This is a genomic window from Marinobacter sp. L-13 (assembly GCF_056857715.1).
In genome coordinates this window covers 1-25,985 of the sequence record NZ_JBSXNQ010000067.1, presented here as the reverse complement: position 1 = coordinate 25,985, position 25,985 = coordinate 1, and the positions used below count along the sequence as shown (strand labels likewise).

At 52.1% G+C, this 25,985-nt stretch carries 25 protein-coding genes and 2 pseudogenes; 21 read left to right on the top strand and 6 right to left on the bottom strand.

The window, feature by feature from the left end; translation table 11 throughout:
* The first annotated feature begins 2 nt into the window (after positions 1 to 2).
* The 12 genes from urtC (at position 3) to AC13DD_RS19005 (ending at position 11,120) form a co-directional block, all read left to right on the top strand.
* Complete coding sequence (gene urtC, locus AC13DD_RS19060; RefSeq protein ID WP_482931593.1) at positions 3 to 1,130, top strand: urea ABC transporter permease subunit UrtC; 1,128 nt, start codon at positions 3 to 5, stop codon at positions 1,128 to 1,130.
* On the top strand, positions 1,127 to 1,876 hold the full coding sequence (locus AC13DD_RS19055; protein ID WP_482931592.1) for an ATP-binding cassette domain-containing protein: 750 nt from the start codon (positions 1,127 to 1,129) through the stop codon (positions 1,874 to 1,876). Before urtC ends, AC13DD_RS19055 begins: the two co-directional genes overlap by 4 nt.
* A gap of 12 nt (positions 1,877 to 1,888) precedes the next feature.
* Positions 1,889 to 2,584, top strand: a complete 696-nt coding sequence (gene urtE, locus AC13DD_RS19050; RefSeq protein ID WP_482931591.1) for an urea ABC transporter ATP-binding subunit UrtE — start codon at positions 1,889 to 1,891, stop codon at positions 2,582 to 2,584.
* 15 nt (positions 2,585 to 2,599) lie between these two features.
* A complete protein-coding gene (locus tag AC13DD_RS19045) occupies positions 2,600 to 3,541 on the top strand; it encodes an acetamidase/formamidase family protein (protein ID WP_482931590.1) in 942 nt (313 codons plus the stop codon).
* Positions 3,542 to 3,608: 67 nt separating this feature from the next.
* Positions 3,609 to 3,737: a hypothetical protein gene (locus tag AC13DD_RS19040; RefSeq protein WP_482931589.1), complete on the top strand. Its 129-nt coding sequence runs from the start codon at positions 3,609 to 3,611 to the stop codon at positions 3,735 to 3,737.
* 1,102 nt (positions 3,738 to 4,839) lie between these two features.
* Positions 4,840 to 5,814, top strand: a complete 975-nt coding sequence (locus AC13DD_RS19035) for an ABC transporter substrate-binding protein (protein WP_482931588.1) — start codon at positions 4,840 to 4,842, stop codon at positions 5,812 to 5,814.
* Between the two features lie 101 nt (positions 5,815 to 5,915).
* On the top strand, positions 5,916 to 6,686 hold the full coding sequence (locus AC13DD_RS19030; protein WP_482931587.1) for an ABC transporter permease: 771 nt from the start codon (positions 5,916 to 5,918) through the stop codon (positions 6,684 to 6,686).
* Positions 6,683 to 7,510: an ABC transporter ATP-binding protein gene (locus tag AC13DD_RS19025; RefSeq protein ID WP_482931586.1), complete on the top strand. Its 828-nt coding sequence runs from the start codon at positions 6,683 to 6,685 to the stop codon at positions 7,508 to 7,510. Before AC13DD_RS19030 ends, AC13DD_RS19025 begins: the two co-directional genes overlap by 4 nt.
* Position 7,511: 1 nt before the next feature.
* Positions 7,512 to 8,792, top strand: coding sequence for an amidase family protein (locus AC13DD_RS19020; RefSeq protein ID WP_482931585.1), 1,281 nt, complete (start codon positions 7,512 to 7,514; stop codon positions 8,790 to 8,792).
* Complete coding sequence (locus AC13DD_RS19015; protein WP_482931584.1) at positions 8,789 to 9,547, top strand: TSUP family transporter; 759 nt, start codon at positions 8,789 to 8,791, stop codon at positions 9,545 to 9,547. The genes AC13DD_RS19020 and AC13DD_RS19015 overlap by 4 nt, the downstream gene beginning before the upstream one ends.
* Before the next feature lie 30 nt (positions 9,548 to 9,577).
* A complete protein-coding gene (locus tag AC13DD_RS19010; RefSeq protein ID WP_482931583.1) occupies positions 9,578 to 10,351 on the top strand; it encodes an IclR family transcriptional regulator in 774 nt (257 codons plus the stop codon).
* Positions 10,352 to 10,727: 376 nt separating this feature from the next.
* A complete protein-coding gene (locus AC13DD_RS19005; RefSeq protein ID WP_482931582.1) occupies positions 10,728 to 11,120 on the top strand; it encodes a globin domain-containing protein in 393 nt (130 codons plus the stop codon).
* A 3-nt stretch (positions 11,121 to 11,123) separates the two neighbouring features.
* Here AC13DD_RS19005 and AC13DD_RS19000 read toward each other — a convergent pair whose 3' ends face one another.
* The 3 genes from AC13DD_RS19000 to AC13DD_RS18990 form a co-directional block, all read right to left on the bottom strand.
* Positions 11,124 to 12,398, bottom strand: coding sequence for a sensor domain-containing diguanylate cyclase (locus tag AC13DD_RS19000; RefSeq protein ID WP_482931581.1), 1,275 nt, complete (start codon positions 12,396 to 12,398; stop codon positions 11,124 to 11,126).
* A 329-nt stretch (positions 12,399 to 12,727) separates the two neighbouring features.
* On the bottom strand, positions 12,728 to 14,758 hold the full coding sequence (locus AC13DD_RS18995) for an EAL domain-containing protein (protein WP_482931580.1): 2,031 nt from the start codon (positions 14,756 to 14,758) through the stop codon (positions 12,728 to 12,730).
* Positions 14,759 to 14,778: 20 nt separating this feature from the next.
* On the bottom strand, positions 14,779 to 16,332 hold the full coding sequence (locus AC13DD_RS18990) for a methyl-accepting chemotaxis protein (protein ID WP_482931579.1): 1,554 nt from the start codon (positions 16,330 to 16,332) through the stop codon (positions 14,779 to 14,781).
* A gap of 466 nt (positions 16,333 to 16,798) precedes the next feature.
* Here AC13DD_RS18990 and AC13DD_RS18985 point away from each other — a divergent pair, with 466 nt between their 5' ends.
* The 5 genes from AC13DD_RS18985 (at position 16,799) to AC13DD_RS18965 (ending at position 19,711) form a co-directional block, all read left to right on the top strand.
* Positions 16,799 to 17,758, top strand: a complete 960-nt coding sequence (locus AC13DD_RS18985; RefSeq protein WP_482931578.1) for a sensor domain-containing diguanylate cyclase — start codon at positions 16,799 to 16,801, stop codon at positions 17,756 to 17,758.
* Positions 17,759 to 17,842: 84 nt separating this feature from the next.
* Complete coding sequence (locus AC13DD_RS18980; protein ID WP_482931577.1) at positions 17,843 to 18,157, top strand: GmrSD restriction endonuclease domain-containing protein; 315 nt, start codon at positions 17,843 to 17,845, stop codon at positions 18,155 to 18,157.
* A gap of 16 nt (positions 18,158 to 18,173) precedes the next feature.
* Entirely contained in the window at positions 18,174 to 18,413 is a 240-nt protein-coding gene (locus AC13DD_RS18975) for an AbrB/MazE/SpoVT family DNA-binding domain-containing protein (RefSeq protein WP_008170035.1), read from the top strand.
* Positions 18,413 to 18,790, top strand: coding sequence for an antitoxin Xre-like helix-turn-helix domain-containing protein (locus tag AC13DD_RS18970; RefSeq protein ID WP_092034452.1), 378 nt, complete (start codon positions 18,413 to 18,415; stop codon positions 18,788 to 18,790). The genes AC13DD_RS18975 and AC13DD_RS18970 overlap by 1 nt, the downstream gene beginning before the upstream one ends.
* Positions 18,791 to 18,883: 93 nt before the next feature.
* The gene (locus AC13DD_RS18965; RefSeq protein WP_273084903.1) at positions 18,884 to 19,711 is read left to right on the top strand and encodes a metallophosphoesterase family protein; all 828 of its coding nucleotides are present in this window, start codon (positions 18,884 to 18,886) and stop codon (positions 19,709 to 19,711) included.
* A 509-nt stretch (positions 19,712 to 20,220) separates the two neighbouring features.
* Here the strand turns inward: AC13DD_RS18965 and AC13DD_RS18960 are convergent.
* Complete coding sequence (locus tag AC13DD_RS18960) at positions 20,221 to 21,336, bottom strand: helix-turn-helix domain-containing protein (protein WP_008173710.1); 1,116 nt, start codon at positions 21,334 to 21,336, stop codon at positions 20,221 to 20,223.
* Positions 21,337 to 21,480: 144 nt separating this feature from the next.
* On the opposite strand from AC13DD_RS18960, the pseudogene eutB reads away from it, so the two are divergent.
* Both eutB and AC13DD_RS18950 read left to right on the top strand, forming a co-directional pair.
* Positions 21,481 to 21,645: pseudogene (gene eutB / locus AC13DD_RS18955) on the top strand (ethanolamine ammonia-lyase subunit EutB); the annotation flags it as partial.
* A 46-nt stretch (positions 21,646 to 21,691) separates the two neighbouring features.
* The gene (locus AC13DD_RS18950) at positions 21,692 to 23,047 is read left to right on the top strand and encodes a hypothetical protein (RefSeq protein WP_482931576.1); all 1,356 of its coding nucleotides are present in this window, start codon (positions 21,692 to 21,694) and stop codon (positions 23,045 to 23,047) included.
* A 167-nt stretch (positions 23,048 to 23,214) separates the two neighbouring features.
* Here AC13DD_RS18950 and AC13DD_RS18945 read toward each other — a convergent pair whose 3' ends face one another.
* The gene (locus tag AC13DD_RS18945; RefSeq protein ID WP_217646373.1) at positions 23,215 to 23,856 is read right to left on the bottom strand and encodes a copper resistance protein B; all 642 of its coding nucleotides are present in this window, start codon (positions 23,854 to 23,856) and stop codon (positions 23,215 to 23,217) included.
* A gap of 851 nt (positions 23,857 to 24,707) precedes the next feature.
* Here AC13DD_RS18945 and AC13DD_RS18940 point away from each other — a divergent pair.
* Both AC13DD_RS18940 and AC13DD_RS18935 read left to right on the top strand, forming a co-directional pair.
* The gene (locus tag AC13DD_RS18940; RefSeq protein WP_254775559.1) at positions 24,708 to 25,226 is read left to right on the top strand and encodes a lipid A deacylase LpxR family protein; all 519 of its coding nucleotides are present in this window, start codon (positions 24,708 to 24,710) and stop codon (positions 25,224 to 25,226) included.
* Between the two features lie 109 nt (positions 25,227 to 25,335).
* Entirely contained in the window at positions 25,336 to 25,545 is a 210-nt protein-coding gene (locus AC13DD_RS18935; RefSeq protein ID WP_413540227.1) for a hypothetical protein, read from the top strand.
* 253 nt (positions 25,546 to 25,798) lie between these two features.
* Here the strand turns inward: AC13DD_RS18935 and AC13DD_RS18930 are convergent.
* A pseudogene (locus AC13DD_RS18930) lies at positions 25,799 to 25,985 on the bottom strand (cytochrome c biogenesis protein CcdA); the annotation flags it as partial.

The window sequence follows — 25,985 nt, the reverse complement described above, 5'->3', positions numbered from 1 at the left end:
CGATGAGACAGTTCATTCTGTGGATTTGTGGAGGCAGCAAAGTCGACCGCCGTTATTTGGGGGTATTAGGGCTTATCGCTTTGGTCACCTTAGGGCTTCCAATTCTTGGGCTTGGGCCTCTTGCGAGCACGCCTTTGGGTCTGGATGGATTTCAGGTCAATCTGGTTGGCCAGGTAATGGCTTTTGCGTTGTTAGCCATGGCTCATGATCTTGTTTGGGGCTATGCGGGTTACCTAAGTCTAGGCCATGGGCTTTTCTTTGCGGTCGGTGGTTATCTGATCGGCATGCACATGATAAAGCTAAGTTACGTCGGTGAATCTGGCGTGCCCACTTTTTTGGATTACATGGGGCTTTCGGAGTTTCCCGCTTACTGGAGTGGTTTTGAGTACTTTGGCTACGCATTTTTGGCCATTCTGATTTTGAGTGCGTTGGTGTCGTTTGTTATTGGATTTCTCGCCTTTCGATCACGAGTAGTTGGAGTCTATTTCGCGATCCTTAGTCAGGCATTTGTTTACGTGAGTATGTTGGTGATGTCGCGTAACGACACAGGATTTGGAGGAAACAATGGTATCGCTGATTTCCAGACATTGCTCGGTCTGTCGCTCGGCAGTATCGAATTTCGTGTGGCGATTGCAACCGTTTCCGCGTTAGTGCTGATGATCGCACTGATTGGCCTAAGGCGATTGACAACCGGGCCACTTGGCAAGCTGCTCATTGGTATTCGTGATGACGAAGAAAGGTTGCAAGTACTGGGTTACGAAACGCTCTGGGTCAAGACCGGTGTCTGGTGCCTTTCAGCAATGCTGGCGGCTATCGCCGGGATGCTTTATGTACCACAGATTCAAGTCGCGTCCCCAGAGCTACTCTCTCCGATTTTCTCTATCGAAATTGCGGTATGGGTTGCAATTGGCGGTCGTGGTTACCTTTATGGAGCGATCATTGGCGCAATACTGGTCAACATCGTCAAATTCTGGTTGACCCGCTTTATGCCGGAACTGTGGCCATTCATTCTTACCGGTTCAGTGCTTTTTGTCGTAGTCGTGTTGCGTAACGGGCTGATGGATCCCGGGCTGCAATTAGATCGCGTAAAGGCCCTGCTGCCTCAGCGGCTGAGACGGGGGAAGGTATGAGTCAGTCAACTGCTATTTATGTAGATGCGCTCACAGTTAATTTCAGTGGCTTTCGGGCGCTGGATAATCTTACATTCCTTGCGGAATACGGTGGGATCTATGGGGTGATTGGCCCCAACGGAGCGGGCAAGACGACATTGATGGACGTTATTACCGGTATCACGAAACCCACTAGCGGCACCGTTCTCCTCAACCGGAAGCAAGATATTTTGCGCATGACCCTCCCTGAGAGGGCGCAGGCTGGTATTGGACGAAAATTCCAACGACCGAGTGTTTTTGAGCATCTGACCGTTCGAGAGAATGTTGCGCTCGGCGTGCGGCTCTACCCAGACTCATTAATCCGTGAGCTAACCTCTGGAGAGGCTGAAGAAAAGAATGACCGGGTGGAGTCAGTACTTAAAACGATCAGCCTTAACCATCTGGGTGACGTTCTTGCCGGCACATTGGCACATGGTCAAAAGCAGTGGCTTGAGATTGGCATGGTGCTGGCGCGTGACCCAAAGTTGCTCATGCTAGATGAGCCGGTAGCGGGCATGAGTGACGCTGAACGTGATGCGACGGCCGATCTTTTGGAGCGGCTACGCAGTCCGATGCGCTGCATTTTGTTGGTTGAGCATGATATGCAGTTTGTTGGCAGAGTAAGCGATCATGTTTCGGTGCTTCATGAAGGTCGATTGCTCTGTGCCGGCAGCATGGATCGTGTAACAAATGATCCGGAAGTAATCCGAGTTTACCTGGGCCGATAAGAGGGGCGTCCAATGAATCTTAAGCTTGACCGCGTTTGCCACCACTACGGCAGCGCGCAGACGCTGCATGAGGTGTCCGCCGAGCTCGTCTCAGGTGGTTGTCTGGCCGTGATGGGCACCAACGGTGCGGGAAAGACTACGCTGCTTAAATGTATCATGGGCCTTGAGTCGGCGACCTCTGGAAAAATAAGTCTCAATGATGAGGAAATGAAGGGTGTTCCATCCTACGAACGTGTTCGCCGGGGGGTGGGGTACGTGCCACAGGGACGTGATATTTTTCCGGACCTCTCGGTACGCGAGAATCTAGCCATTGGCGCGGACCACCTGCCTGGAAGCCAGCATAAGGCTCTTTACGAACGCGTACATGACCTCTTCCCGGTGCTCTATGATATGGGCAGCAGGCGGGGCGGCGACCTATCTGGTGGGCAGCAACAGCAGCTCTCGATCGGCCGAGCATTAATGGGCGGGCCATCGCTATTAATTCTCGACGAACCGACTGAGGGTATCCAGCCGAACGTGATTCAGGCTATTGAAGATGTTGTGTTAAAGCTAAAGGGCTCAATGTCGATTTTGCTGGTTGAACAGTATTTCGAGTTCGCTAAATCAGTCGGTGATCAATACCTGATTTTGGCTAGGGGCGGCGTTGTCAGTCAGGGGAAAACCGAAGACCTTGTCGCTGACGAGGCCAAAAAGCTTTTTTCAATGTAGAGGAGTGAATGCAGTATGAGCAAAGTTCACCAACTTAAAGCGACGCCCGAGACTGTGGCTTGGGGCTATTTGGATGCTCAGCGTGGCCATGTCCTGGAGATCGACTCAGGCGATGAAGTAGTAATTGATACACTCTCCGGCGAACCTTGGGATCTGCCGGCAGATGAGAATCTTGTATTGCCTGATCACAAGGCTGTTCTTGAGGCTCAGCGTAAGGAGCACGGAGAAGGTGTTCATCACCTCACCGGTCCCGTTTTCGTGCGCGGCGCTGAACCTGGTGATGTGTTGCAGATCGATATTCTTGAGGCCAAGCCACGCCAAGACTGGGGCTTCTGTCAGATTTTACCCCTCAAGGGCATCTTGCCGTATGAGTTTACCAACTATCAGACCCAACACATTCGGATTAACCGCGAGCGGGATATTGCAATAACGCCTTGGGGAGTCGAGTTTGAACTTGATCCATTTTTTGGGATCATGGCTGTGGCGCCACCGCCGGCTTGGGGGCGAGTCTCATCACCAGTACCCTGGGAGTTTGGTGGCAATATGGACAACAAGGAATTAAAGCCGGGAACCACACTCTATCTCCCCGTTTTCAATAAAGGCGCTCTTTTTTCAGCCGGAGATGGACATGGTCGCCAAGGGGACGGCGAAGTTTGCATTGATGCCCTGGAAACAGCATTGACTGGTCGCTTCCGACTTACTGTTAGGAAAGATTTGGCTTACGATCGCCCTTTCGCCGAATCCGAAACGCATTTGATTGCTATGGGTCTGGCCGGTGATATTGATGGTGCGGCGGCAGGTGCTGTTCGGGAGATGGTAGTGCATATTGCCGCCCGCTCTGCCATGGGCCGCGATCAGGCCTACATGATGTGCAGCATGGTTGGTGATCTGCGGATCACGCACGTGGTCAATGGGAACAAGGGAGTGCACATGATGTATGACAAGCGGTATTTGTAGAACCCACCTGAAGCACCGGATATTCCGGCATATGGTTAGTAAGGCGATTGGTCTGAAAGCTTAACTCATGACCCTGATTATTCTGCAAGTCTCGTATGTGGTGCTGGGCGTGCTGATGAATCTGATGAGCGTCTGGCACCACCGCAAGACGGGGCGGTATTACACGTCGACAGCCCCGGCACCGGTCTGGCGATGATGGGTCTTTACGCTGTATGCCTTCCTCTGCGCTTTCTGGATTCTCAACTGCCGTTTCAGATAACGATGGTTATTTTCGTGATTGTGATTGTGATTGTGATTGTGATTGGGACGGGTGGCGTCTCGAAGCATTTGGTATCGAGAACCCCTCAGAGGTATGCCTCACCTCGAAGTCGCTGGGCTGCAATTGCCGTCAATATCTATGGGGTTAACCTGTCGACTTTGTCCCTTTTCTGGAAGAATTCTGGACAATGGTTTTAAGCTAAGACTGCCCGAGCTGCGAATATCCGCTTTGCGACCGTCCCGTATTCCATGCGACACCTAAACAAAAGCGAACATTGGTAAGCCATCTGTAAAGATGCACGTTTCATTGGAAAGCGAACCTATTTGTCGCGACGAGAGGGGCTAGTGAAGAAAGCCCGGGTAGTCGTTCAAAGAGCTCGTTGCTCGATTTAACCCATTTTTTTTCAGCGGCGGCCTTTTGCAACAAAGCGGAGAAAAGGGTATCTGGTGAGAGTCCGTCAGGCCCTGAACAAACTGGAACTATTTGTTAGGGAGTTTATCGTCGTGCCCTTCTTCTAGGCGATCTCTGAGCCGAAAGGAATCGCCGCCTTTTACTCGCAAGACTTCCGCTTATTGAGCTATCCGAAGGCCCTCGCCGCGATCTTTGATATTTATGCTGACAGCCGCTTGAAAACCCGGGAGTAAAAGTTGAGCAAAAAATCCCCTAGATTTCGAAAAAGGACATCTGCCGCAAATCCCTGCGTTTTCTTTATTGATAGGGATGTTGCATCAAGCTGGTGTCTCAGCGAGTAATAGCTGTTCGAACTATGTGAAGGGTTTTGATTCAAATTGCGACAGTAGGAATGTGCAGCCCCCAACGAGTTTCCCCTCCAAAAATCTGACCTCACTCCAAAACAGTGCATCAATTTCAGTGGCATGCATGAGTCTGGTGCAACCCAGTGTCTCCCACCAGGTTGAATCAATCAGGCAATGCGTGCATAGAAATCTGTTTTTGAAAGGTTTTTTAATAAACACATCAGACTGGCCCTTTTTATGCATCAAATAACGAGACGATACGTCCCATTTTTTGGAGAGCCAATATGAAGCCTTTCAACCGAAAATTGTTAAGTCGGTGGGTATTAACCGCCGTTGCTCTTGTATTCCCCGTGCTGGTTAATGCGACCACCCAGGTCAACATAGGGGTGCAGCCAGCAACCCAACCGATCTATATCGCCAAGGCGGCGGGTTTTTTGAAGCCTATTGAGGAAAAGCACGACGTCAGCTTTGTTCTCCACAGCTTTTCCTATGGCGCTCCGGAAAATCAGGCGCTAGCGGCCGGTGCGCTCGATCTTGCTTCCGCAGGCATGGGGCCGGCGATAGTCGCTGCAGCCAGACTGCCGGCGCAGCTGCTGGGGATTACAATTCTGGAACAAACCGCAATTATAGTGCCCGCTGACTCGACTATTTCTTCAGTGGCCGACCTGAAAGGCAAGAAGATCGCCTATCCGGGTAAGGGGTCCCAGCAGTATCCACTTCTGGTCAAGGCGCTGTCTGATGCGGGCCTTATTATCCGGGATATCGAGCTATTCAAAACCAAAGGCTCTGATGTTACCCAACTGGTCAGCCAGAATGATGTGGATGCCGGTATCACCTGGGACCCGCACGTATCCAAGGCTCTGGCCTCTGGTAACACAAAGGTGCTCCTGAAAGCAGAGGCCATTCTGCCACTCAAATCCGGACACTACATTGGTAACGGCTTCTATGGTCGTACCGAATTTATTGAAGCAAACGGGCCATTGGTTCAGGACATCATGATTGCGCTGGTTAAGGCGATTGAGCTTATCCAGGCGGATCCGGAAAAAGCGATCAGCATGTGGAGTGAAGAAATAGGCTTTCCTCGTGATGTCATCGCTTTTTCACTCAACGAGAAGATTTCCGTTTACGACAGGGACGTTGTGCCGGGCTCAGATACCATCACTACCTACACGCGTTTTCTGAAAGACGCGGGCATCCTGATGGAAGACGATACGCCCAAGGTAAACGCCACGTTTGCTGAAAAAGCGCTGGCCAACTGATGTGACCGGGGGCGCACTTGATCAAGCGATTGCTTTGAAGTGATCAGTGCGCTCCCTCCCCATAACCTTTCTGACGCTCCTTCAAGACAGGAAGATCCAATATGGTCTATTTAAGAAACCAGTTCAGGGGCATTGTTCCTTATTTCCTGGCTGGCCTTGCCATCGTTATCGTTTGGCAAGGAGCGGTAGAGATCCTGAACCCTAGCGCGGCGATTCTTCCATCGCCGGGAGCAACGGCCTCAACACTATGGTCGCTGATGCAAACGGGGGATCTGTTCATTCATGCATCTGCAAGCTTGTCTCGCGTGCTATCCGCCTGGGCGCTGGCTGCTGTTATCGCGATTCCGCTTGGCCTGATCCAGGGCTCAAACCGCCGGTTTGAAAGTGTGTTTGACCCGGTGGTGGAGTTGTTTCGACCGATATCACCCTTGGCGTGGATACCTCTGGCCATACTCTGGTTCGGCATTGGCGAGTCAGGGAAAATATTCATTATCTTTATCGCGACCTTCTTCCCGATTCTTCTGAATACGGTCTCAGGTGTTAAGTCTGTTGATCCGGTGATGATACGCGCTGGGCAGATATTGGGCTGCGACTCCTCCTTCAAACTGTTTGTGAAAGTTATCCTGCCGGCGGCAATGCCAACCATCTTGGTAGGTCTGAGAATCGCCTTTGGCACGGGCTGGGCAGCTATTATCGCGGCTGAACTGGTGGCGGCACAGGAGGGGCTCGGATTTCTGATCTCTGACGGCATGGAAATACTGCGGTCGGACCTGGTTCTGGCGGGAATGGTTGTGATTGGTGTATTGGGCGTGATGATCGACTCTGTATTTCGCCTGATCGGTAAGAAAGTTAATTGGGGGGCGCAGTCATGACGGCCGTCTTTGATAAAGAGAAAAACAAGGCCAAGGGTATCGTTGTCAAAGGTGTCAGCAAGATTTTTTATCCTGCTGACAGGGAACCGGTGGAGGCGCTCAAACCAGTCAGTCTCGATATCCAGCCGGGGGAATTTGTGGCCGTTATTGGGCCGTCCGGCTGCGGTAAAAGCACCCTGTTAAACATTGTCGCAGGGTTCGATCAAGCAACGGCTGGCAGTGTGGTGGTGGACGACCAAAAAATCCGCCGGCCCGATATTGATCGCGGCATGGTGTTTCAGCAATACGCCCTGTTTCCCTGGCTGAACGTTCGGGAAAATGTGGAGTTCGGACTGAAGCAAATGAAGGTCCCGCCAGCGGAACGTGCTGAGATTGTGGGTTCTTTTCTTGAACTGGTTGGCCTACAGGATTTTGCGGAAGCACGCATTGATGCGCTTTCTGGTGGCATGAAGCAGCGCGTGGCACTGGCCAGGGTTTTTTGTACCAACCCCTCCATTATTCTAATGGACGAGCCCTTCGGCGCGCTGGATGCCTTGACGCGCAGCATGTTGCAAACAGAGCTTTTGTCGATCTGGCGGGAATACGAGAAGACCGTGATGCTGATTACCCATTCGGTCCAGGAAGCCCTGGTGCTTGCCAACCGGGTGGTGATCATGACCAGTCGCCCAGGCCGGATTAAACTCGATATCAAAGTTGATATGTCTTATCCCAGAGACAGTAAATCTGCGGAGTTCAGGGAGCTTGAGGCGGAAATTCTTGATCAACTGACCGATGAAATTGCCAAATCCTATGGCGGCCAATCCAAGACTCTGATGGCGGACTGATATGACATTGTTGAGCGGTCTTTATGAACCTGTTGGACAGGTTGCCACTGCTCAGGACCTGAGAAGACAGACCCGTGACGTGTTGGAACGAATTGACGCTTCCACTATCGATGCTTTCTGTCACGTTGAGCGTATGCCGACTTCTCTTGCATCCGAACAGCTGGCTGACCAATTGTTGTCTCTTCCCTTGAAGGGACTGCCTGTCGCTATCAAGGAAGTGATCGACGTTGCAGGGGCCCCCGGAGGTTATGGCTGTGCCGCCTTCGCGGATAGGGTGCCGGCGGTCAACGCCGATATAGTCACTCAACTGGAGAGGCTGGGAGCGCAAATCATCGGTATCACCTGCGCTACTGAATTGGCTCTGGCGGGAGAACCAAAGACTCGCAATCCCTGGTCGCCTCAACGCAGCCCCGGCGGTTCATCCAGCGGTTCTGCCGCAGCGGTTGGGGCGGGGCTTGTCCCACTTGCTCTGGGTACTCAAACGATCGGTTCCGTTATTCGTCCAGCGGCCTACTGTGGTGTGATCGGGTTTAAGCCATCGCTTGGCGTCGGGTCACTGCATGGCGTTTTGCCGCTGAGTAACACTCTGGACCACCTTGGCTATTTTGCGGACTCCCTGGACCGACTGAAAGAAACCGTCGTTGCCTTGTTTCCGGAATTGCCACCCCCCCCCTCTGGCTTGCAACCGCGGCTGGTGTTTGTTGAACCCTGGTTTAGTGAGGGCAAGCTCGACAGTTATTTCCGTCAATGTGATGCGTTGAAATACGCCTGCAGCAATTCCGGAATCGACTGGATTGAAGCAAAACTCGATCCGGACCTTGCTGCTCAGGATCGGCACCTGACCAATACTATTCTTTGTTTCGAACTTTTCCAGACATGGGGTTCTACGCTCTTGAACCATCCGGCAACCAGTGAAGAACTGCAGGGCCTTATCAGTCTGGGACAGGCTATCAGCCAGGAGGACTACGAAGGCGCTATGGCGAGCCGCCAGGATATGATCCGGTACCTTGAGAACTGGCTGGGCGCGGGCGATGTCGTTGTGTTTCCTTCGGTCCTGGATTTGCCGCCGAGACTGGGGCAGGGCACGGGATCTCGTGATCCTCAGCGACTTTGGACCTTATTGGGAATGCCAGCACTGAATCTGCCTGTCGGGTGGCATGACGGGTTCCCGTTGAATGTTCAGCTGATCGCCAGATGTGGTGCTGATATGCATCTGCTGGAGGTGGCCAGCCTTGTGAATTCTTTGATGAATTCATCCAGTGATGAAACACATCGGACATGATGGTTTTTAGCACCGTCGCCATTGTGCTGGTCGTGGCAGTGTTCTTTGCCTCGTTAGTGCGGACGGCAACCGGCTTCGGCTTTGCCCTGTTAGCAGTCCCAATGATGGGTCTCGTGCTCGAGCCGGCCAGTGCAGTGGGTATCAGTTTGATATTCCAAGTCATTAGTGGCTTGCCTATCGCCCTGCAAAGCCTGACCCGGTGGGAAGCACGTTATGCCCTGAAGCTGGTGGGGTTCGCGCTTATCGGGCTGCTACCCGGACTGCTGGTGCTGCTGGTTTTACCACCAGTTTTTGCCCGCTTAATGCTCGTGCTGTCGTTGCTGATCGCATTGATACTGATTGCCCGGAAAGTAACGTTCAAAGCCGAACTTTCGTTGCGCCAATGGGCCCTTGTGGGGTTGTGCGCCGGTTTCATGCAAGGGGTGGCCGGGGCTTCAGGGCCGCCCATTCTGGCAGCATTGCATGCGGACGCCAGGATCACGATCGAATCCAAGCGCCGTATAATGGCGGTGTTTTTCATCTTTGCAGCGCTGCTGGCTTTGCCCCCTATCCTGCTAGACATGCCGCAGACTGTTCTTGACTGGAAGCTTCTGGTGTTGCTGCTGGGTGCCATGCTCCTGGGTATGCTGGCCGGTCAGCGGTTATTTTCCCTGATGAGCGCCGCTGCTTTTCGCCAAGCGACTGTCGCGTTGCTGATCCTGTCGTTGGGCCTGGCTTGCTATCCTTTGATTTCCATTACACTGTCGCAGGCTTAACAAACCTCATCCTGGAAGGGGGCAACCACATTGAGTTCCGCCATAGATAAAGCGTTCGCCGTACTGGAATGCTTTGGACGCCACCAAAAGCCGCTTCGACTGTCCGACGTGGTCGATGACCTTGGCTTACCAAAACAAACGGTTCACCGAATGATCAAGCAGCTACAGAGCCTTGATCTACTTGAACGCGATTTGCAGCCCGAAAAGTTCAGAATCGGCAACCGTTTGCGCAAGCTTGGGATTGCAGCGGTGGTCTCGCAGAATCAGACGGCCGTTATCCGCGCTATTCTCGATGATCTGGTGTCGATCTTTGAGGAAACCGTCAACGTGGGCGTTTTGGACAACGGAGAGGTTCTCTACATTGATCGGGTGGAATGCCACTGGCCTTTGCGGGTCCAGCTCAACCCGGGTAGCCGAGTCAAAGTTCATTGCACGGCTATCGGAAAACTGCTTCTCGCCTATTTGCCTGAATCTCAGTTTGCGGCGACCCTGAGGTACATGACTTTAGAGAGGTATACCCCGAACACCATTGTCGAGGTGGATTCCCTGGAGGCGGAGTGCAGGAAAATAAGAGCTCAGGGCTACTCAGAAAACGCTGGGGAGGACCTTCGGGGGCTGGTGGCGCTTGCCGTCCCCGTGTTTGGAGAAGACGGTCAGGCCATCGCAGGCCTCGCTGTCCATGCGCCAGAGGCCCGTACGAACCTTGAGTCTATGCGCGCTAAAATCGACTTGCTAACCGATGCAGCATACCGCCTAGGGGAAGCTTTTATTGGCGGGAATGACAAACCGGAAGGAGGTTTATAAATCTTTTGAGGCCTTTACCTTTAGCTCCTGCAACTTTACGATGAATATCCTTTCAGTGACCGATCTGAATGTCCGCTTTGCGACCAGTGCATCCCCTGAACTCAGCTAAACAAAAGCGAACGTTCAAGCGGACTCCACCAGTCACAAAATCCAACCAAACGGCCCCCCTTTCCTCAGGAGGACATTACCAGGAAGCAGTTGGACTCAAGGCTGGGCGCAGGTCAGACGAGCAGCAAGTAGAGAGAATTCGGAACTCTGGTATCTCCAACAAAGCATCGAATTATCAATCCGTTACAAATACTGACGGAAAAGGCCTTTTTGAAAAAGTATATTATGCGCGATCTTTGCAACTCTGCCTCAGGGATGAAATCGCAATATGAATAAGACCGACCTAGTTTTTCAGAGCTACGGACGCTGCTGTCGTCATGATGCATTCTTTATCGATTTCTACGATTATTTCATGTCCAGTTCGGAGGTAATTGAAAATCGGTTTACCAACACTGACATGGCAGCGCAAAGACATTTGCTTCGTAATGGAATCATGCAGCTCATCCTTCACGCGAGAGGCATGTCAGACCGGAAGCTACGCGCTTTGGGCGAGAGCCATAACAGGAATCACTACGACATCAAGCCGGAATGGTACGAGCTGTGGCTGAGCTCTCTGCTTAAAACCGTTCGCAAACACGATCCCGAGCATACGCAAGCGCTTGAAAGCGCATGGGTTGAGGTCCTGACCCCCGGTATTCAGTTGATCAAGGGCGCTTATTGAGCTTTACAGCTCCTTGAGCATCAATCTATTGCGGCCTGATCTCTTCGCCTCGTAGAGAGATTGATCACACTGCGCCAGCAATTCTGACAGATCTGAGACTTGTCGACTGTGGCAACCTACAATTCCGGCGCTGATGGTAATCTGGATATGTTCTTTATCAGAAGCTTGGAATCTGACGGCTCCCAGCGCTTCTCTGAGTCCCTCTGCGAGAATATGAGCATCTGAAATTTCCGTGTGCGGCATCAAAAGCAAGAATTCTTCCCCGCCAGTTCTGGCAAAGACATCCGTTTTCCTTATACGGGTCGAAACAATGTCGGAAAACCGCTTAAGCACGTCATCTCCAATTAGATGACCGTAGGTATCATTCACGGCCTTAAAGTGGTCAATATCCATTGAGATCAGCGAGAAAACGCTGCCATATCGGGCATGATTGGCCAGCTGGGACTCAAGCTCCGCAAGCACATAACGACGATTGTAGGCTCCCGTGAGCTCATCGATGGTCGAGAGCCGTTGGAGCTCTTTTTCCAGTTTTTTCTGATCGTCAATGCTGATTACCATTCCGTGCCAGGTGGCTGTTCCATCCGTTTCACGTTCAGGCTGAGCAATGCCCCTCATCCATTTAGATTTACCATCCACAAGCACTCGGTAATCGCAGACCCATTGGCACAGCGATTCGTATGAGTAGTCGATGGTGTCCTTGACCACCTCAAGATCATCAGGATGGATCACCTCGAAAATACTCTCGGGGCGCTCCATTCCGACTTCCGGCGGGAAACCGTAAAAATCTTCTATTTTGCGGCTAATATAGGGGTAGTGGTAGGTGCCATCGGGCTCCATAACGAAGGAGTAAATGATGCCCGGAAGAGATTCGGCTAGCTGTGAAAGTTGATGCTGAGTTTGCTTCTGCTGGGTAATATCCAAGTGAGTACCAACAATCCATGGACCATCCAAACCCTCGTCCCTGAAAACCATACCCCTGGCGTGAATAAACCGCCAACTTCCATCCTTGTGTCGCATACGGAGCACAGACTCATAACTTTCATCCTCTGCCTGAAGCACCCTTTCAATTTTCGCTTTCGCGGCCCTTCTGTCATGGGGGTGAGTAAGGTTTTCCCAGGTCTTGATGGATATGGGTTCCAAATCAGAGCAGTCGTAACCCAGCATCTGAGCCCAACGGTCATTGATAACCAATTCGCCGGATTGGACATGCCATTCCCAAGTGCCAGCGCGCGTACCCTCCAGTATCGCCGTCAGACGGGTCTCAGCAGAAACTTTCATATTTTCCTTTCCCCGATTCCTCTCACTGCACTCCGTCGTGCTGGTTTTTGGGTAAAAAATCAACTACACCGGCTTTTAGCTTTAAAGTCTTCGGGCCATGCCATCGCCTCAGAAAACGGCATAGGTCGAGTAAAATAGTGGGCTTGGCCCATGACATATCCCAGCTGAAGAAGCTTCGACGCACAATAGACGTCATTCTTGGAGTAGATGCATCACGCTGCGGGTATCATCAAGCGCCGAGGTAAACAACCGTGTTTCAGATTTACTGCTGATTAGGGTTTCAAATGGACTGAAATTTGGCATTGGTCCAACGAGGTTGCATTGCTTTCCTATGGCTTCCAATCCCTTGCCTCCCTCTCGGGCAGCGCAGGACTGAAAAGATAGCCCTGTGCAACGTCGCAGCCCAGTCGTACCAACCGCTCTGCCTGACACTCAGTTTCCACGCCTTCCGCAGTCACAGACATGCCGTAAGCTTTTGCCAGACCAATCATTGACTTAACAAAAAGTTCTCCTTTCGGATCATTCAGATCGTCAATGAAAGATTTGTCGATCTTGAGTTCGTCGACATCCAGCTTTTTCAAATAACTCAACGATGAATAGCCCGTGCCGAAGTCATCGAGACTAATGCGTACTCCGAGTACCTTTAGTCTGGAAAGATTGTTCGCGACATCGGCGGTCATCTCAAGCACCATCCCTTCGGTAATCTCCAGCTCAATGGCATTGGACGGTAACGGGCACTTACTCAGTTTATGGACGATGCAGTCATAAAAAGTTGCATCTGCAAAATGGTTGCCGGTGATATTGACAGCAATAGGAAGTGGGGCTTCACCTGATGCCCGCATGGAGCAGGCAATGTCGACAACTTTCCGCAGAATATACCGATCCAGTTCTGGTCCCAGCCCACCTGCTTCAGCTATCGGTATGAATTCTCCGGGTGACACGAAACCCCACTCGCAGTGGTGCCAACGCGCTAACGCCTCGTATCCGCATTTTGTTCTGGAGGCGAGTGCGATTTTGGGTTGGAGATACACCTCGATAGCTTCGGATGCCAGCGCCTTTTTTAACGCTTGCTCTAGCGCAATCTGCCGTAACAGTTGTTGATGAGTAACATCAGTGAAAAGGGCAAGCGGAACGTTTTTGATCTTCGCCTCCCGCATCGCAGCTTCGGCCAAATCGGGCAAGCGCCCCAAATCCGAGCTGTCATCTGGAAAAAGAGCAATTCCGGCTTTCGAGTTCAGACGGTATTCTTCTCCGACTATTGAGTAAGGCCTTACCAGCTTTCCCAAGACTGCATTCGCTACATTCTCCGCTTCTGCCAAATCTTGGGCAGGAAACGCCATAATCAATTCGTCACCACCCAACCTGGCAATCTGACCCTCAGGAGGAAGGAGCGACGTCATTCGGCGCGCGATCTGAACGATTACCCGATTACCAACATCGTAGCCATAACGCTGATTTACCTGGGTCAGACGGTCCGGGTCTACACAGATGAATGCATACCGACTCGAAGCTTTTACGGTAGAGCGTAAATGATCCAGCAGGGCAGGAACCCGGAGTAATCCTGTGAGTTGGTCATGGTCCTTCAGAAATTCGGCTCTCAATAGCGCAAGCTCTCGATCTGATACGTCGACGCCAAGACCTTGAAGCTCCAACTCCCCAGTGACCGTATTGGATACTTTCCGGAACGACCACTCGGCATGTGCTGGCGTTCCACTTGTCTTCATCTCAAACTGAAGATTAATCTCGTCGTTTCGATGAGACGCAAGAAATTCATGCAGTTTTATCGTGCTGTCTATTGAGCCCTCTGCAAGAAAATGGGCGAGATGAACACCGACCAAATCATCATAAGACTTGCCGAGAATCGTCGTCAGAGAGGCATTTGCAAAAGTCAGGCGTAACTGGTCGTCAAGACGGCAAATGAAGTACTTCTGGCTTTCGATGATATCCCGATAGCGCCTTTCTGCACGCTCCAAATCGGCCAGAGCATGGAAATGATCCGTCAAATCATGACAGATGCCGACGAAATAGGACTCTCCACCGACCTTGAACTCCCCAACGGACAGGTGCATCGGAAACGTTTCGCCCGTTTTCTTGCGGCCCGTCGTGCGCCTGCCGATACCAATGATTTTGGCGCGCCCGCTGTTCAGGTAGGACTCAATGTAGCCGTCATGTGCACTGCGATCAGGCTCCGGCATCAACATACTGACGTTGTTACCAAGGCACTCTGAGGGCTCGTATCCGAAAATTCGCTTCATCGAATCAGAAACCTGCTGTATGGTGCCGCGCTTATCAATGAGCACTACCGCATCGGCGGCAGCGCTCAGTACGGCTGATAACGGATCATCCTTTTTTAACAGCATTTCCCTGTCCAATTAACGAGTTATTTAAAGCGAACAACCAATTCATGCAGGTCTGAAGCAATCTGCCCTAGCGCCTTAACGCTCTCGGTTGATTCCTGGCCCTTTTCCAGGTTTTGCTGGGCAAGGCTGGATATATTCTCGACCTGGGCGTTGATCTGGTCGGATACCTGAGCCTGTTCTTCAACAGCCGCAGCCATTTGCAGAGCCATATCGGCGATTTCGCTCACTGCATCCCCGATACTGACCAACGTTTTTTCTGTATCAAGCATTTTGCGCAGCCCCTGATCGGCGGCCTCCGCACCTGCGGTTGCTACCGAAACGGATTTTTCCGATCGGTTGAGCAAGCTGTCCACAATGCCGTGAATCTCCTGCGTAGATTCCTGAGTCCGACGAGCAAGTCCTCGTACCTCATCAGCCACGACGGCGAAACCACGGCCATGCTCGCCGGCCCTGGCAGCTTCGATAGCCGCGTTCAGTGCAAGCAAATTCGTCTGGTCTGCAATTTGTTCAATGATTCCTGCGGCCTTGGCGATGTTATGGCTTTGCTCTGCCAGCTCGGACACCGATGTGCGAATGCCATCGACGGTCCCTTTGAGTTCTTCGATCGCTGAGCGGGTCGCCTCGACAACCTCGCGTCCCTTGACCGCCTGATTACGAGATTCCTCGGCCCTGCTGGCAGTGTTCTGGACGTTTGACGACACCTCAGCAATCGTCATCGACATCTGGTGAACGGCTGCGGCAACTTGCTCGGTTTCCGCTTGTTGCCGGTTCAGCGAATCCTGAGTTTCTTGGGCAATCTCCATCCCTGAGGCGGAGCGGGAGCGTACCTGAGCCGCCGAGTCTTCAATCCGGGTCAGCACCGTATCAAGGTGAGACTTCTGGGCAAGAATAGCGACCTTGATTCGTCCTTTTTGAGGATGGTCGTCGGTGTAACTTTTTGCCGCCAGAGTGTCGGTAAAACTTGTAGCAAGTAGCTGACGAAGCTCTGACTGAAGATTACCCTCCGAATACTGTTTCCAAAGCAGGCATCCAAACAGAGCGACGGTAAGAATTCCCATGGCGACATGAGACTGGCCCACCAAGAACGTCGAAATGGCTACAATAACAATTGCAGCAGCACCCAAATATGAAAAGGGAATACGCTCAGCCACAGAGGTGAGCTTTTTCCCCTCTCGAATGCGCGCATACAGTTTTGCGGCGCGATCGACATCCTCTCGCGCAGGACAGGAACGGACGGATTCATACCCAATGACACTGCCGCCCTCAGTAATTGGCGTCACATAAGCATTTACCCAGTAGAAGTCTCCATTTTTGCACCGGTTTTTAACGAGTCCCATCCAGGGTCGCCCGGCTTTCAGATGAGACCACATATTGGCGTACGCTTCCGGCGGCATATCCGGATGGCGAACAATGTTATGGGGTTGGCCAATCAATTCCTCGCGACTGAATCCACTGACCTCTACGAATGCATCATTACAGTGCTTGATCTTCCCTTTCAGGTCGGTTGAAGAAATTAATTTCTGATGCGCGGGGAAGCGTCGCTCTGTTTGAGTTACTGGCTGATTTATTCTCATGGTCAGGGGGACTCTTTGCTGCCATTAATGGAAAGTGGAAAATGCTACTCACTCGCAAAGAAGAATAGCGACGCGGCGCAATACCAAATATTGCAAAAGTGTAAAGCGGGTTGATGCAGATCAAAATATTGGCAATTACACCTAAATACAGACATCGCGATTTTGGAAGGAGTTTGGGTTTATAAACACCTGCCCTTCGTCTCCACGCGATTCATGCCTATCCGTCAAAAGTGCAAGCTAGGCATAAACAACCCTGGGTATCGGAGCGCTTTCGATTTCAAGCGTGTTTGCGCTAGACTGTGACGCATATCGCAAAGTGTAGCGTAAATTGACGCAAATCAAAGGCTTTGAAGTTAGATCTAAGTCGGAGACGCTCCCCAGCGCCATGGTTGGCGTGAAGATGAAATCGTCGTACCCTCGGCGACACTTTGCGCTCAATATCGTTGAAGGCTAGTGAACTGTGAGCATGACGAGACCGAAAGCCGAGCTAAAAGAGCAGTTTCGAGTCCAGGCACTTCATGAACTACGAATCCTGGATACGCCAGCAGAGGAGCGCTTCGACCGCCTGACCCGCCTTGCCAAGAGACTTTTTAACGTGCCAATTGCGCTCGTATCGCTAGTTGACAGCGAACGCCAATGGTTCAAGTCCAACCAGAATTTGCCCGTAAGGCAAACACCCAGAGAAGTTTCGTTTTGCCACCATGCAATCTCACATGAGGGAGTATTTGTTGTTCCCGACGCATCGTTGCATCCCGGTTTTTTGGCCAACCCGTTGGTGACAGGACCGCCGCATATCAGGTTCTATGCGGGCTATGTCCTAAAACTTGCCAACGGGCTTGCCATGGGTACTTTGTGCATCATTGATACGAAACCTCGATCGTTCTCCGATGACGAACTTCAAGCGCTCAAAGATTTGGGCATGATTGCGGAGAACGAGCTTGCTGCGATTCAGTTGGCAATTGAGGATGACTTGACGGGCTTGCCCAATCGAAGGGGCTTTCTGCATCAGGCGCAAAAAACAATCAATTTATGCTACCGGCTTGGGCGGCCTGCTGCCTTGATCTATTTCGATTTAACCTATTTCAAAACGATCAACGATAAGCACGGTCACCACGAGGGTGACGCTGCTCTCAGGGCATTCGCAAACCTATTAAGAGAGCATACTCGGGAATCCGATATCAGTGCCCGCATGGGTGGTGACGAATTTGTACTCCTTATGAATGACACCACTATTGGTCAAGCAATTCGCTATGTGGAAAGACTGCGAGAATCGGTGAATCGGCACAACATCGATTCTGGTAAGCCTTACGCTATTCTTTTTGATGAAGGAATTGTTCCGCTGGATCTTGAGCGAGAGCACTTTATCGAAACTTTGCTCAAGAAAGCAGACGAAGAGATGTTCAAACAGAAGCGAAAAATCCGTTGAATCAAGTCCTGATTGATATGAGCCCCTACAAGATTGCGGCTTCTATTAATACGCCTGATGCAGCCGACCTATAAATTGAGGCCCATGGAATCGGGTCTGAATGTTCGCTTTGCGACCATACCGTGTACCAAAAGCTTGTTCCTTGAGGGCACAAAACATGTTGTGCCGCTGGCCTGGGTTTGGGATCGCGGAGCCAGAGAATGGCTTGGCCAGAAGCGCCGGTCCATCGCCAATGATCCGGTTAATCTTTTGCCGGTCAAGGCGAGCCTGAGCAAGGGAGCCAAAGGCCCCGACGAATGGCTGCCCCCATTGGGCGAGTGCGGCTATGTAGCTCGCTTCGTTCGGGTGGTAAAGTCATACTATCTGCAGCCCACTGCCCCGGAGTTGGCCTGCTTGTGATTGCGGAGAGTGTGCCATGAAAACCAAACGCCCAACCGAAAAAGAACTCCTGGACGGCCTAGATGCCCACACGGCCCATGCTGACGAGCTGGCCGAGCCGCTCCCTCAGGAGCTTACACCTCTGGAACGCCTAAAGGGGACAGTCAAAGCCTACGAGCGACCAACTGATCCGGTTTGGGACGAGTGGTTCGACTCTGAAGGCGTTAGTGACGACTTTATGGAGGATCGAGAGCAGCCCAAGAAAGGACGAGAATAATGGCTATCGATAATGAAAAGGCCAAAGGGCATGTGGCTCTCAAGGGATTCTTTGGTATCTGTCGCGAGTGGGACTGCACCCAGGAAGAGATGATGCAGATGCTCGGCGGTGTATCCCGGAGCACGCTGGCCAAGTATCAGAAGCTGCCACACGTAAAGCTCTCGCGGGATACCCTGGAGCGCATCAGCTACATCCTGGGCATCTACGAATCCCTGAGGGTTATGTATCCAACGGCCGAACGCGCCAATCGTCGGATTCGCCTGGAAACCAGTGAGCCTCCCTACCTTGGAGCGTCAGCCCTGGACTTTATGGCGCAAGGCTCCATGAAGCACCTCATGGAAACTCGACGCTACTTTGATGCAAAGCGGGCGGGGTGACCAGCCCCCGTCGACCAAGATTTTGGGCGGTCAGTTTGGTCACCTTTTTTGCTTGAGCGGTAGGAAATACGGAGCCAGCTCGAGAGGCCTTCCATGCTAAGGATCACCCGGATCGACCTGAACCCCTTTTTCACCTTGCCGCACCGCACCAGCGGCTCTGCCGGTGTGCCTCTGCATAATCGCCTGCCGTTTTATCGAGCCTATGCCACCGGCCTTCCGAGTCATGTGAAGAGTCTTGTGCTGACCTCTGATCTCCAGGGGCGAGAAGCCGGCAGTCAGAATCGGCTGCTCGGCGTGCCTGTGGCTGAGGCACTTTCGGCATTGTCTCGGGAAGGTGTCATTCCGGCTCCCGACGCGGTGTTTCTTTGCGGCGACCTGTACGACTATCCCGACTGCCACAAAAGGGGCGGTACTGGAACGGTAGATGAGGTGTTCCAGGCGTTTTCTGAGGTCACGCCCGAAGTTGTCGGCGTCCTGGGGAACCACGACCAGATGGATCATCCCGAAGCGCTTCCAGATAACACCACCCTTCTGGATGGCGGGGTGGTTAGGGTTTTGGGCAACCTGAACGTCGGTGGCGTCAGCGGTATCGTGGGCAATCCGAATCGCAATCAACGGCGAACCGAGGACGATTTTCTGGCCGCACTGGAATCGGTAACCGATCAAGCCCCTGAGATCCTTCTGCTCCATCAAGGCCCAACCGACCCGGAACGGGCGAATCGACGGGGTGATCCTGGGGTAGCGCTGTCGCTCGAAACCGGATTTCAAGGGCTCACCGTGTTCGGCCATACTCGGTGGGGCTGGCCCTGGCTGATTTCTCTGGGTGAGGGTCAGGCTTTGAATGTCGATGGGCGGGTCGTGGTGGTTTTGCCGGAGGTTGACGGAGTTTTCGGTTTCAGTGCAAAGGTCAAAATTCCATAGCCGGAAAAAATGTCCTAGAAACCGTGGACACACCATGGACACAATTTGGACACAGACAAATAAAAAGGGCCTACGTTTTCACGTAAGCCCTTGAAAAATATGGCGCGCCCGAGAGGATTCGAACCTCTGACCTCTGACCTCTGACCTCTGCCTCCGGAGGGCACAGATTTAGGTCGGTGTTGAGCGGTATAGTAGGGGCTGATTCGAGCCAGTTCAAGCAGATGCAGTAAGAAGACCTGCTTGTATGGAACCCTTGTCCTGAGCGGTTTTCAACGATTAACGCCATTTCTGGGCACAGAGATGTCCTGAATTGATTGACTGAAATTGGACACTTTGACCGCTGCCTGACATGGGATTTCTTCGATCGTATGGCATTATCTCATGCCTTTGAGTTTGGTCAATGTGTCGGGTTTTGGCTGTCTCGTTAAGGACAGAAGAGACTCAAAAGAATTGTAGCATGCTACATATTTTTGAGTTTTTTGAAGCGGATAGGGGGCACCATTTTCGTCTCAAGTTCCACGCCTCTGCAGACAATGTTGAAACGCCGGGACCGTCCTCACGCAAGGTTCAAGAGCGTTGCTGTGTAGCTGGGAATTGTTTGCTGGGTGAGATTTAGCAAATGTCTCAGACGGCAATTCACCAAAAAGTTGTCTGTAGTCTGAGGAGAACTGGCTTAGATGGTAAAAGCCGTTGAATGAGGCAGCTTCAGAAACGGAGCTTGTTGAAGGCTGGCACAGCATTCTTTTCGCCCTGTTTAATCTGCTTATCCTCAGGAAGGTCATGGGGCTAATGCCAAGAATCGTCTCAAAGCTATATTGCAAAGTCCGCCGGCTAGCGCACCCCACTTCGCATAGAGTTGTCATGGTGACAGGGGCAATACTCTCCGTTGCCATGTAATCCTTGATTCGCTCTACCACGGCTTTTCTGTGCTGATAACTTGGAGCCACCTTCTTATTGGGGATCTCCTCCGCTAACAACTCCAGCAACCCCATGATCAACAAGTCATGGTGAAGGTCTGAGTCGATTTTGTTTATTGTTGGCTGAAGGATTCGCCGCAATAAGTATCGGAAGTTCTGTAAAGTTCTTAGTGAAAGGCGTAACCGAGGGTAGTTCTTGGCATCTAGCAACTTAAGATCAATATCCTCTGATGCCTTGTGGGACTGAAGCTTGGCTTTGCTAACAACAATGCTTAGCATGTCGAAGCTTTCTGGAGTGACGAGCTCGAATTCTGTGCTCCCAGGCCTACAGAGAACATCACTGGATTCGACGCTCTGGCCATTGATGCGCGTTTCGTTGCGCTTACTTGGAAACCCGAACCAAAATGAGTCTGGCCAAACCTTACAGCGCTGAAGTAAGGAGCGGCCAGTATGTTCATTGAATAACTGAAGCCCACCAAAATTCAGCTCGTCGATACGTCCGCAAAAACGCCCCGCCCCTATTTGGTCGTACTCCTGTTCCCAGTCTGTAAGGTTGCCTGCCTGATCATTGGCATCATTTGCGATGACTGTGCACCTATGTGGTGCATGTTGTTCTTGTCGGTGCACTGCGACCTCGGTGTCGGCATGCACTTTGAGTATGGGCGTGACGCAGTTTTCGTGCACATAAGGCTTTAAGGCTGTTTTCATAGCACTTTTGTGCCCCTTAATGTTTGCCAAATTTCGATAACGCCCTCTTGGCGTAGCTCGCTACATTGAAATCCACAGCAAATTACGTTCCGTGTCGGACGGGGCGTGAATCTTGTTTTCAGTGAAAAAAGCGAGAGGAAGTTTATGTCCCATAGGTATGTCTACCAGTTAGGCACCAGAACCTGGTCGTTTCAGGGATTACGGGATGTCATGGCCAAAGCATCGCCTGCGAGATCCGGCGATCGACTCGCCGGCGTGGCAGCTTCCAGCGCGGAAGAGAGAGTTGTGGCCCAGATGTGTCTGGCCGAGGCAATAAATCGTTGTCGATATGAAAATTAAAATTAAGGAGTTTCAGGTGAGCAAAATCTTCAAATCAATAAGCGCTCCGCTGGCGATAGCTTTAGTAGCAACACCGGCGTTGGCCGCGGAGCCGGTCGGGCGTGCGTCACCAACCTTAGAAGACCTGAAGGTTGAAATAAATCAACTGACGGCTGAAGTGGAAGAGCTCAAGAAAGGCGATTCCCCCTTCACGGTGAACGGTTATTACCGCCTGCAGGCGACCTCAGAAAGCCTAGATACGACCGACGATAACAGTACTGCTTTTGTTGACCAGCGCCTGCGTGCAAAGATCACCGGCGACCTCAACGATAACGTGAGCCTGGTTTGGTACGGTGAGCTCGATTCTCCCTGGGGTGAGAAGGGAAGCTGCCAGGGTGACAATTGCGGCAAACTCAGCGCCGACGGCGTTGGCGTTGAGACCAAAAATGTCTACGCTGAACTGAAGGTGCCGAACAGCGACTGGAAGGTGCGAGCGGGCGTCCAGGGGTATGGCTTCGGCAAGTACGAGAGCCTTGTTACCAACGACGACATGAATGGCGTCTCCTTTGCGGGCAATGTTGGTATGGCCACGCTGACAGGTGGCTGGTTCAAGTGGGAAGAAAACGATAGAGATTCTGCGGACGACGTGGACTTCTACATGTTGAGTGCCGAACTTCATCCCAGCGAGGTTTTCCACTACGGCCTTACCGGAGCTCAGATCAGCAACAGCAGTCAGGCTGCTCTGAATGGTACGGCGGCTCGAACGGATGACAACTATTTCGGTGCCTACGCCGATTTTACCTATAACAAAATGGCCTATAGCGGCTCGGTACTTTACAAAAAGTCGTCCGGGCGTGACTCTGACGCAACAGATGGCGACACGTACATGTTGAATCTGTATGCCCAGAGGCATTGGGGCAACGCAAGCCTCAAGATTCACGGCATCTACATTCCGGCTGATGACAGCAGCAATGGTGCAGATCGCTTCGCGGCAAACCAGTCAGGCTGGGAGCTGAATAGCAGCAATCTGCAAATCTTCGGAACAGACTACTACTACAACAATGGTTCCCAGGGGGCCAAGTCAGTTTATGACGCAGCTTACCAGGGATACGGTCTGATGGGGCTGATAGTCTCGGGTGATCAGGAACTTTCCAACGACTACTACCTGAAGTACGGCACAGGATACTTCCGCGCTGCCGACGACGCGCCCGACAGCGCTGCTCAGGCCAACGGCTCAACCCTTGGTACTGAAGTCGCTGCTCAGCTTGGTAAAAAGTTTGCCGGCGTGTATGACATCAGCCTCCGCGGTTCTTACGGTTTCATGGGAGACTTCTACGGAGATGACCCGGAGGATACCTATAAGGTCGTAGCTATGGTCAATATCAGTTACTGATCAACGTGTAATTTCATGATCTGATACAACGGCCGGGCCTTAGTCCGGCCGTTTGTCATTGAGCCGAACATGCGGAAGGTCGGCAATGATTTTGACGAAATCCTCCAAATGAGGACACTAGCTGACCCACGCAAAGGGGCCAGCCTTTTCTACTGGGCATTATCGTACTAAAACCACCACCGGACGCCCGCCACGAAGCTGGAGGACTCGACGTCTTCCCCCTCGCGCTCACGAAGGTCCTCTGTGTTGCCCAGAAAGCGGGTGTAAGAAACACCCACGTAGGGCGCAAACTCCCTCGAAAAGTGGTATCTCAGACGGAGCCCCAGGCCCACATTATTGATGCCACTACCGACGCCCCACTCCTCAACATCGCTGAAGGCAACGAGCGTTTCGCCGCGGCCCTGCAAAATGAGCCTTTGGGTCAGCAGCCAGTCGTACTCGGCTTCAAGATCGTATGACACGTCACCGTCGTCGGTGACTCGGAGATTTGTGTCTACCTCAAACCAGTAGGGGGCAAGTCCCTGCAATCCAACAATGGCCGAATAGCGCTCCTTATTAGGGCTGGGGCCAAACGTTGTCTGGGCACCCAATCCTGTCTGTATATCCCAGAAGCGATCGAAGCGATAGCTGTACTGCACATCAAAATTTTCGATGTCGCCGCTGTCGCTGGATAGATCAGTCTCACCTTCCGTTTCGACCCAGAGCCGATTGCGATCTTTACCAATCCAGGCCTGGGCGTCCCACAGGGCCAATTCGTTGTCGCCGTCACGCTGGTATTCCATCCGGTCAAACAGAACCTGGCCAAACACCTGGTTGTCGTGTATCGGCAGCGTCCAGTCCGGTTCGGCCTGAGAGGATTCGAACCTCTGACCTCTGCCTCCGGAGGGCGCCGATTGGGGTCGGTTTGGAGTGAGGTCGGTGGGTCTAAATCGTTGTTCGTCAGTAACTTGCAGGCTGGACGGAAGTTCAAAAAAGTTCTGTTAACACCGCTAGTTACACGTTTTATCCCAAGTTTGGGCACGCATTTGTCAGGTTGGAGATGGCTCTACCTGGACAGAATGACCACTGCCCCAGCTGCTTAATTTCTAGCTTTACAGTTTACTATGCGAACTTCAAGCTCAGAAAAAATGTCTGGTTTTAACTGTCCGAAATTGGACAGTTGTCGAGCGGGATAGTCCGAGAGTCCGCCTGTAGAAAGCTATATTTTGCGAGAGAGTATCACCCATCGGCACTCGTTAACAGTCAAGGGTTGGCCGCATCAGAGGTTATCAAGAGTAACGGGCGGGATTCGGCAACCACAGCTGACACTCGGGGCGATTAGTGTAGAGTTCAGACTACCAATAGCTAAAGAGCCAGTATCTGTCAGGTCGATTGACTACAGCTGAACTTTTCCAAGTAATCGGGTGTTCTTATCTCGTCCGGCGGCACGTTAATCCGGAAGAGCTGACTGCGTCGATGGGAGGGAGCTAGAAAAGCGAGGGAAAGCGACTTAGTCTGCACATCTGATTGAGTGGCCGTTGTAACGGTATGACTCGACATAGGCCATGCTTGTTAACTCTTGTATCAACCGGAGAGACTGGATTTGAGTTGTCGCTGCGGATGTGCCCTCCTGCTGTTTTTCGTCATTAGTGTTTTCCCAACCAGCCTGAAGGCTGAAGTCGTGAACCTGTCCTGGGATAACGACCTGCTTACCGGAACCGATCGCGGCTATACAAACGGGGTACGCTTTTCGTATCTGACAGACACCGCTGACGAGAACGATGGAAAGTCGGCAAGATTTGCCCGGATTCTGCGTGATGAGCTGCGCTTTCTGCCAGGTATTGGAACTGCTGATTCAAAGCAGGCGGTAAGCCTGAGTTTGCGGCAATTCATGGTTACGCCTGAAGATATTACGGTTGAAGATCCGCAGTTCGACGACATTCCCTATGCCGGCCACCTGTCGCTCAGCGGCACACTATGGAGCTGGAACGCCGATACGATTACCGGCTTTGGTGCTCACATTGGTGTTATTGGGCCCGAAAGCGGTGCCGAGTCGGTTCAGAAATGGGTGCACAAAGCCACGGGAAGCGACAAGCCGCAAGGGTGGGGGAATCAGCTTGGAACCGATGTGGTGGGTGGCATACAGGCTGCGCATGGCCGAAAACTCCTGCAACTCGGGCAGGGCGGCAACATTGAATAGCGTTTGTCTGTGATCGGATCCGGACTACGCTGGTACATCCTCAACCATCGCTTTGCCGGGCTCGTTCAAGGATTCAGGCAGTAGCTGGTCAGTATATGTGGGGCTGGGTGTGGAGTATGTAGGCTATTCCTACATCGACGACAATGCCGGGGCTTATCGTTTCGACGAAGGGCCGCTGATTGGTCGGCTTGGTCTGGGCGCTATCTGGCAGTGGGATCACCTGCTGGCCGCGGTCACATTGCGTGCCTCGACCAGCGAAGACGAGCGCCATAAAGACAACTTCAGCTTTGGAACACTGTCAGTTTCTTGGGCAATATAGAAAGGTCGGTTTTGACCGTTGCTTACGGGATGTGGTGGCGCTTGTTCCCGCTGTTAAACAAAAGCGGACATTCGCGACTCTCCACTGCGAGCCGGTTTTTGATCCAGTCTTGAAGAACGATGAACCGCTTCAATGGTTCGGCAATGCAAAACCATTAACGAAAAGGCAGCCCCATTTGTTCATGAAAGCTGTTCATACGCAGTATTTGAGTATGAATCCGTGAACCGTTCTCGTTAGTTTGGTTGTAGGAAGCTCAGCCAAGCCTTCCAAGAACTGGAAACGTCGACAACATCCATGACGCGAATAGAGTCATCTGACCGGTGAGCACCAACACGCCCATGACAACGAGTACCAGGCCTGCAAACACTCTCAGCAGTCGACTCCAGCGACTGAACCAGCGCACTCGTCGGCGAAAGTGCTCAATGAATAGGGCAGTTCCC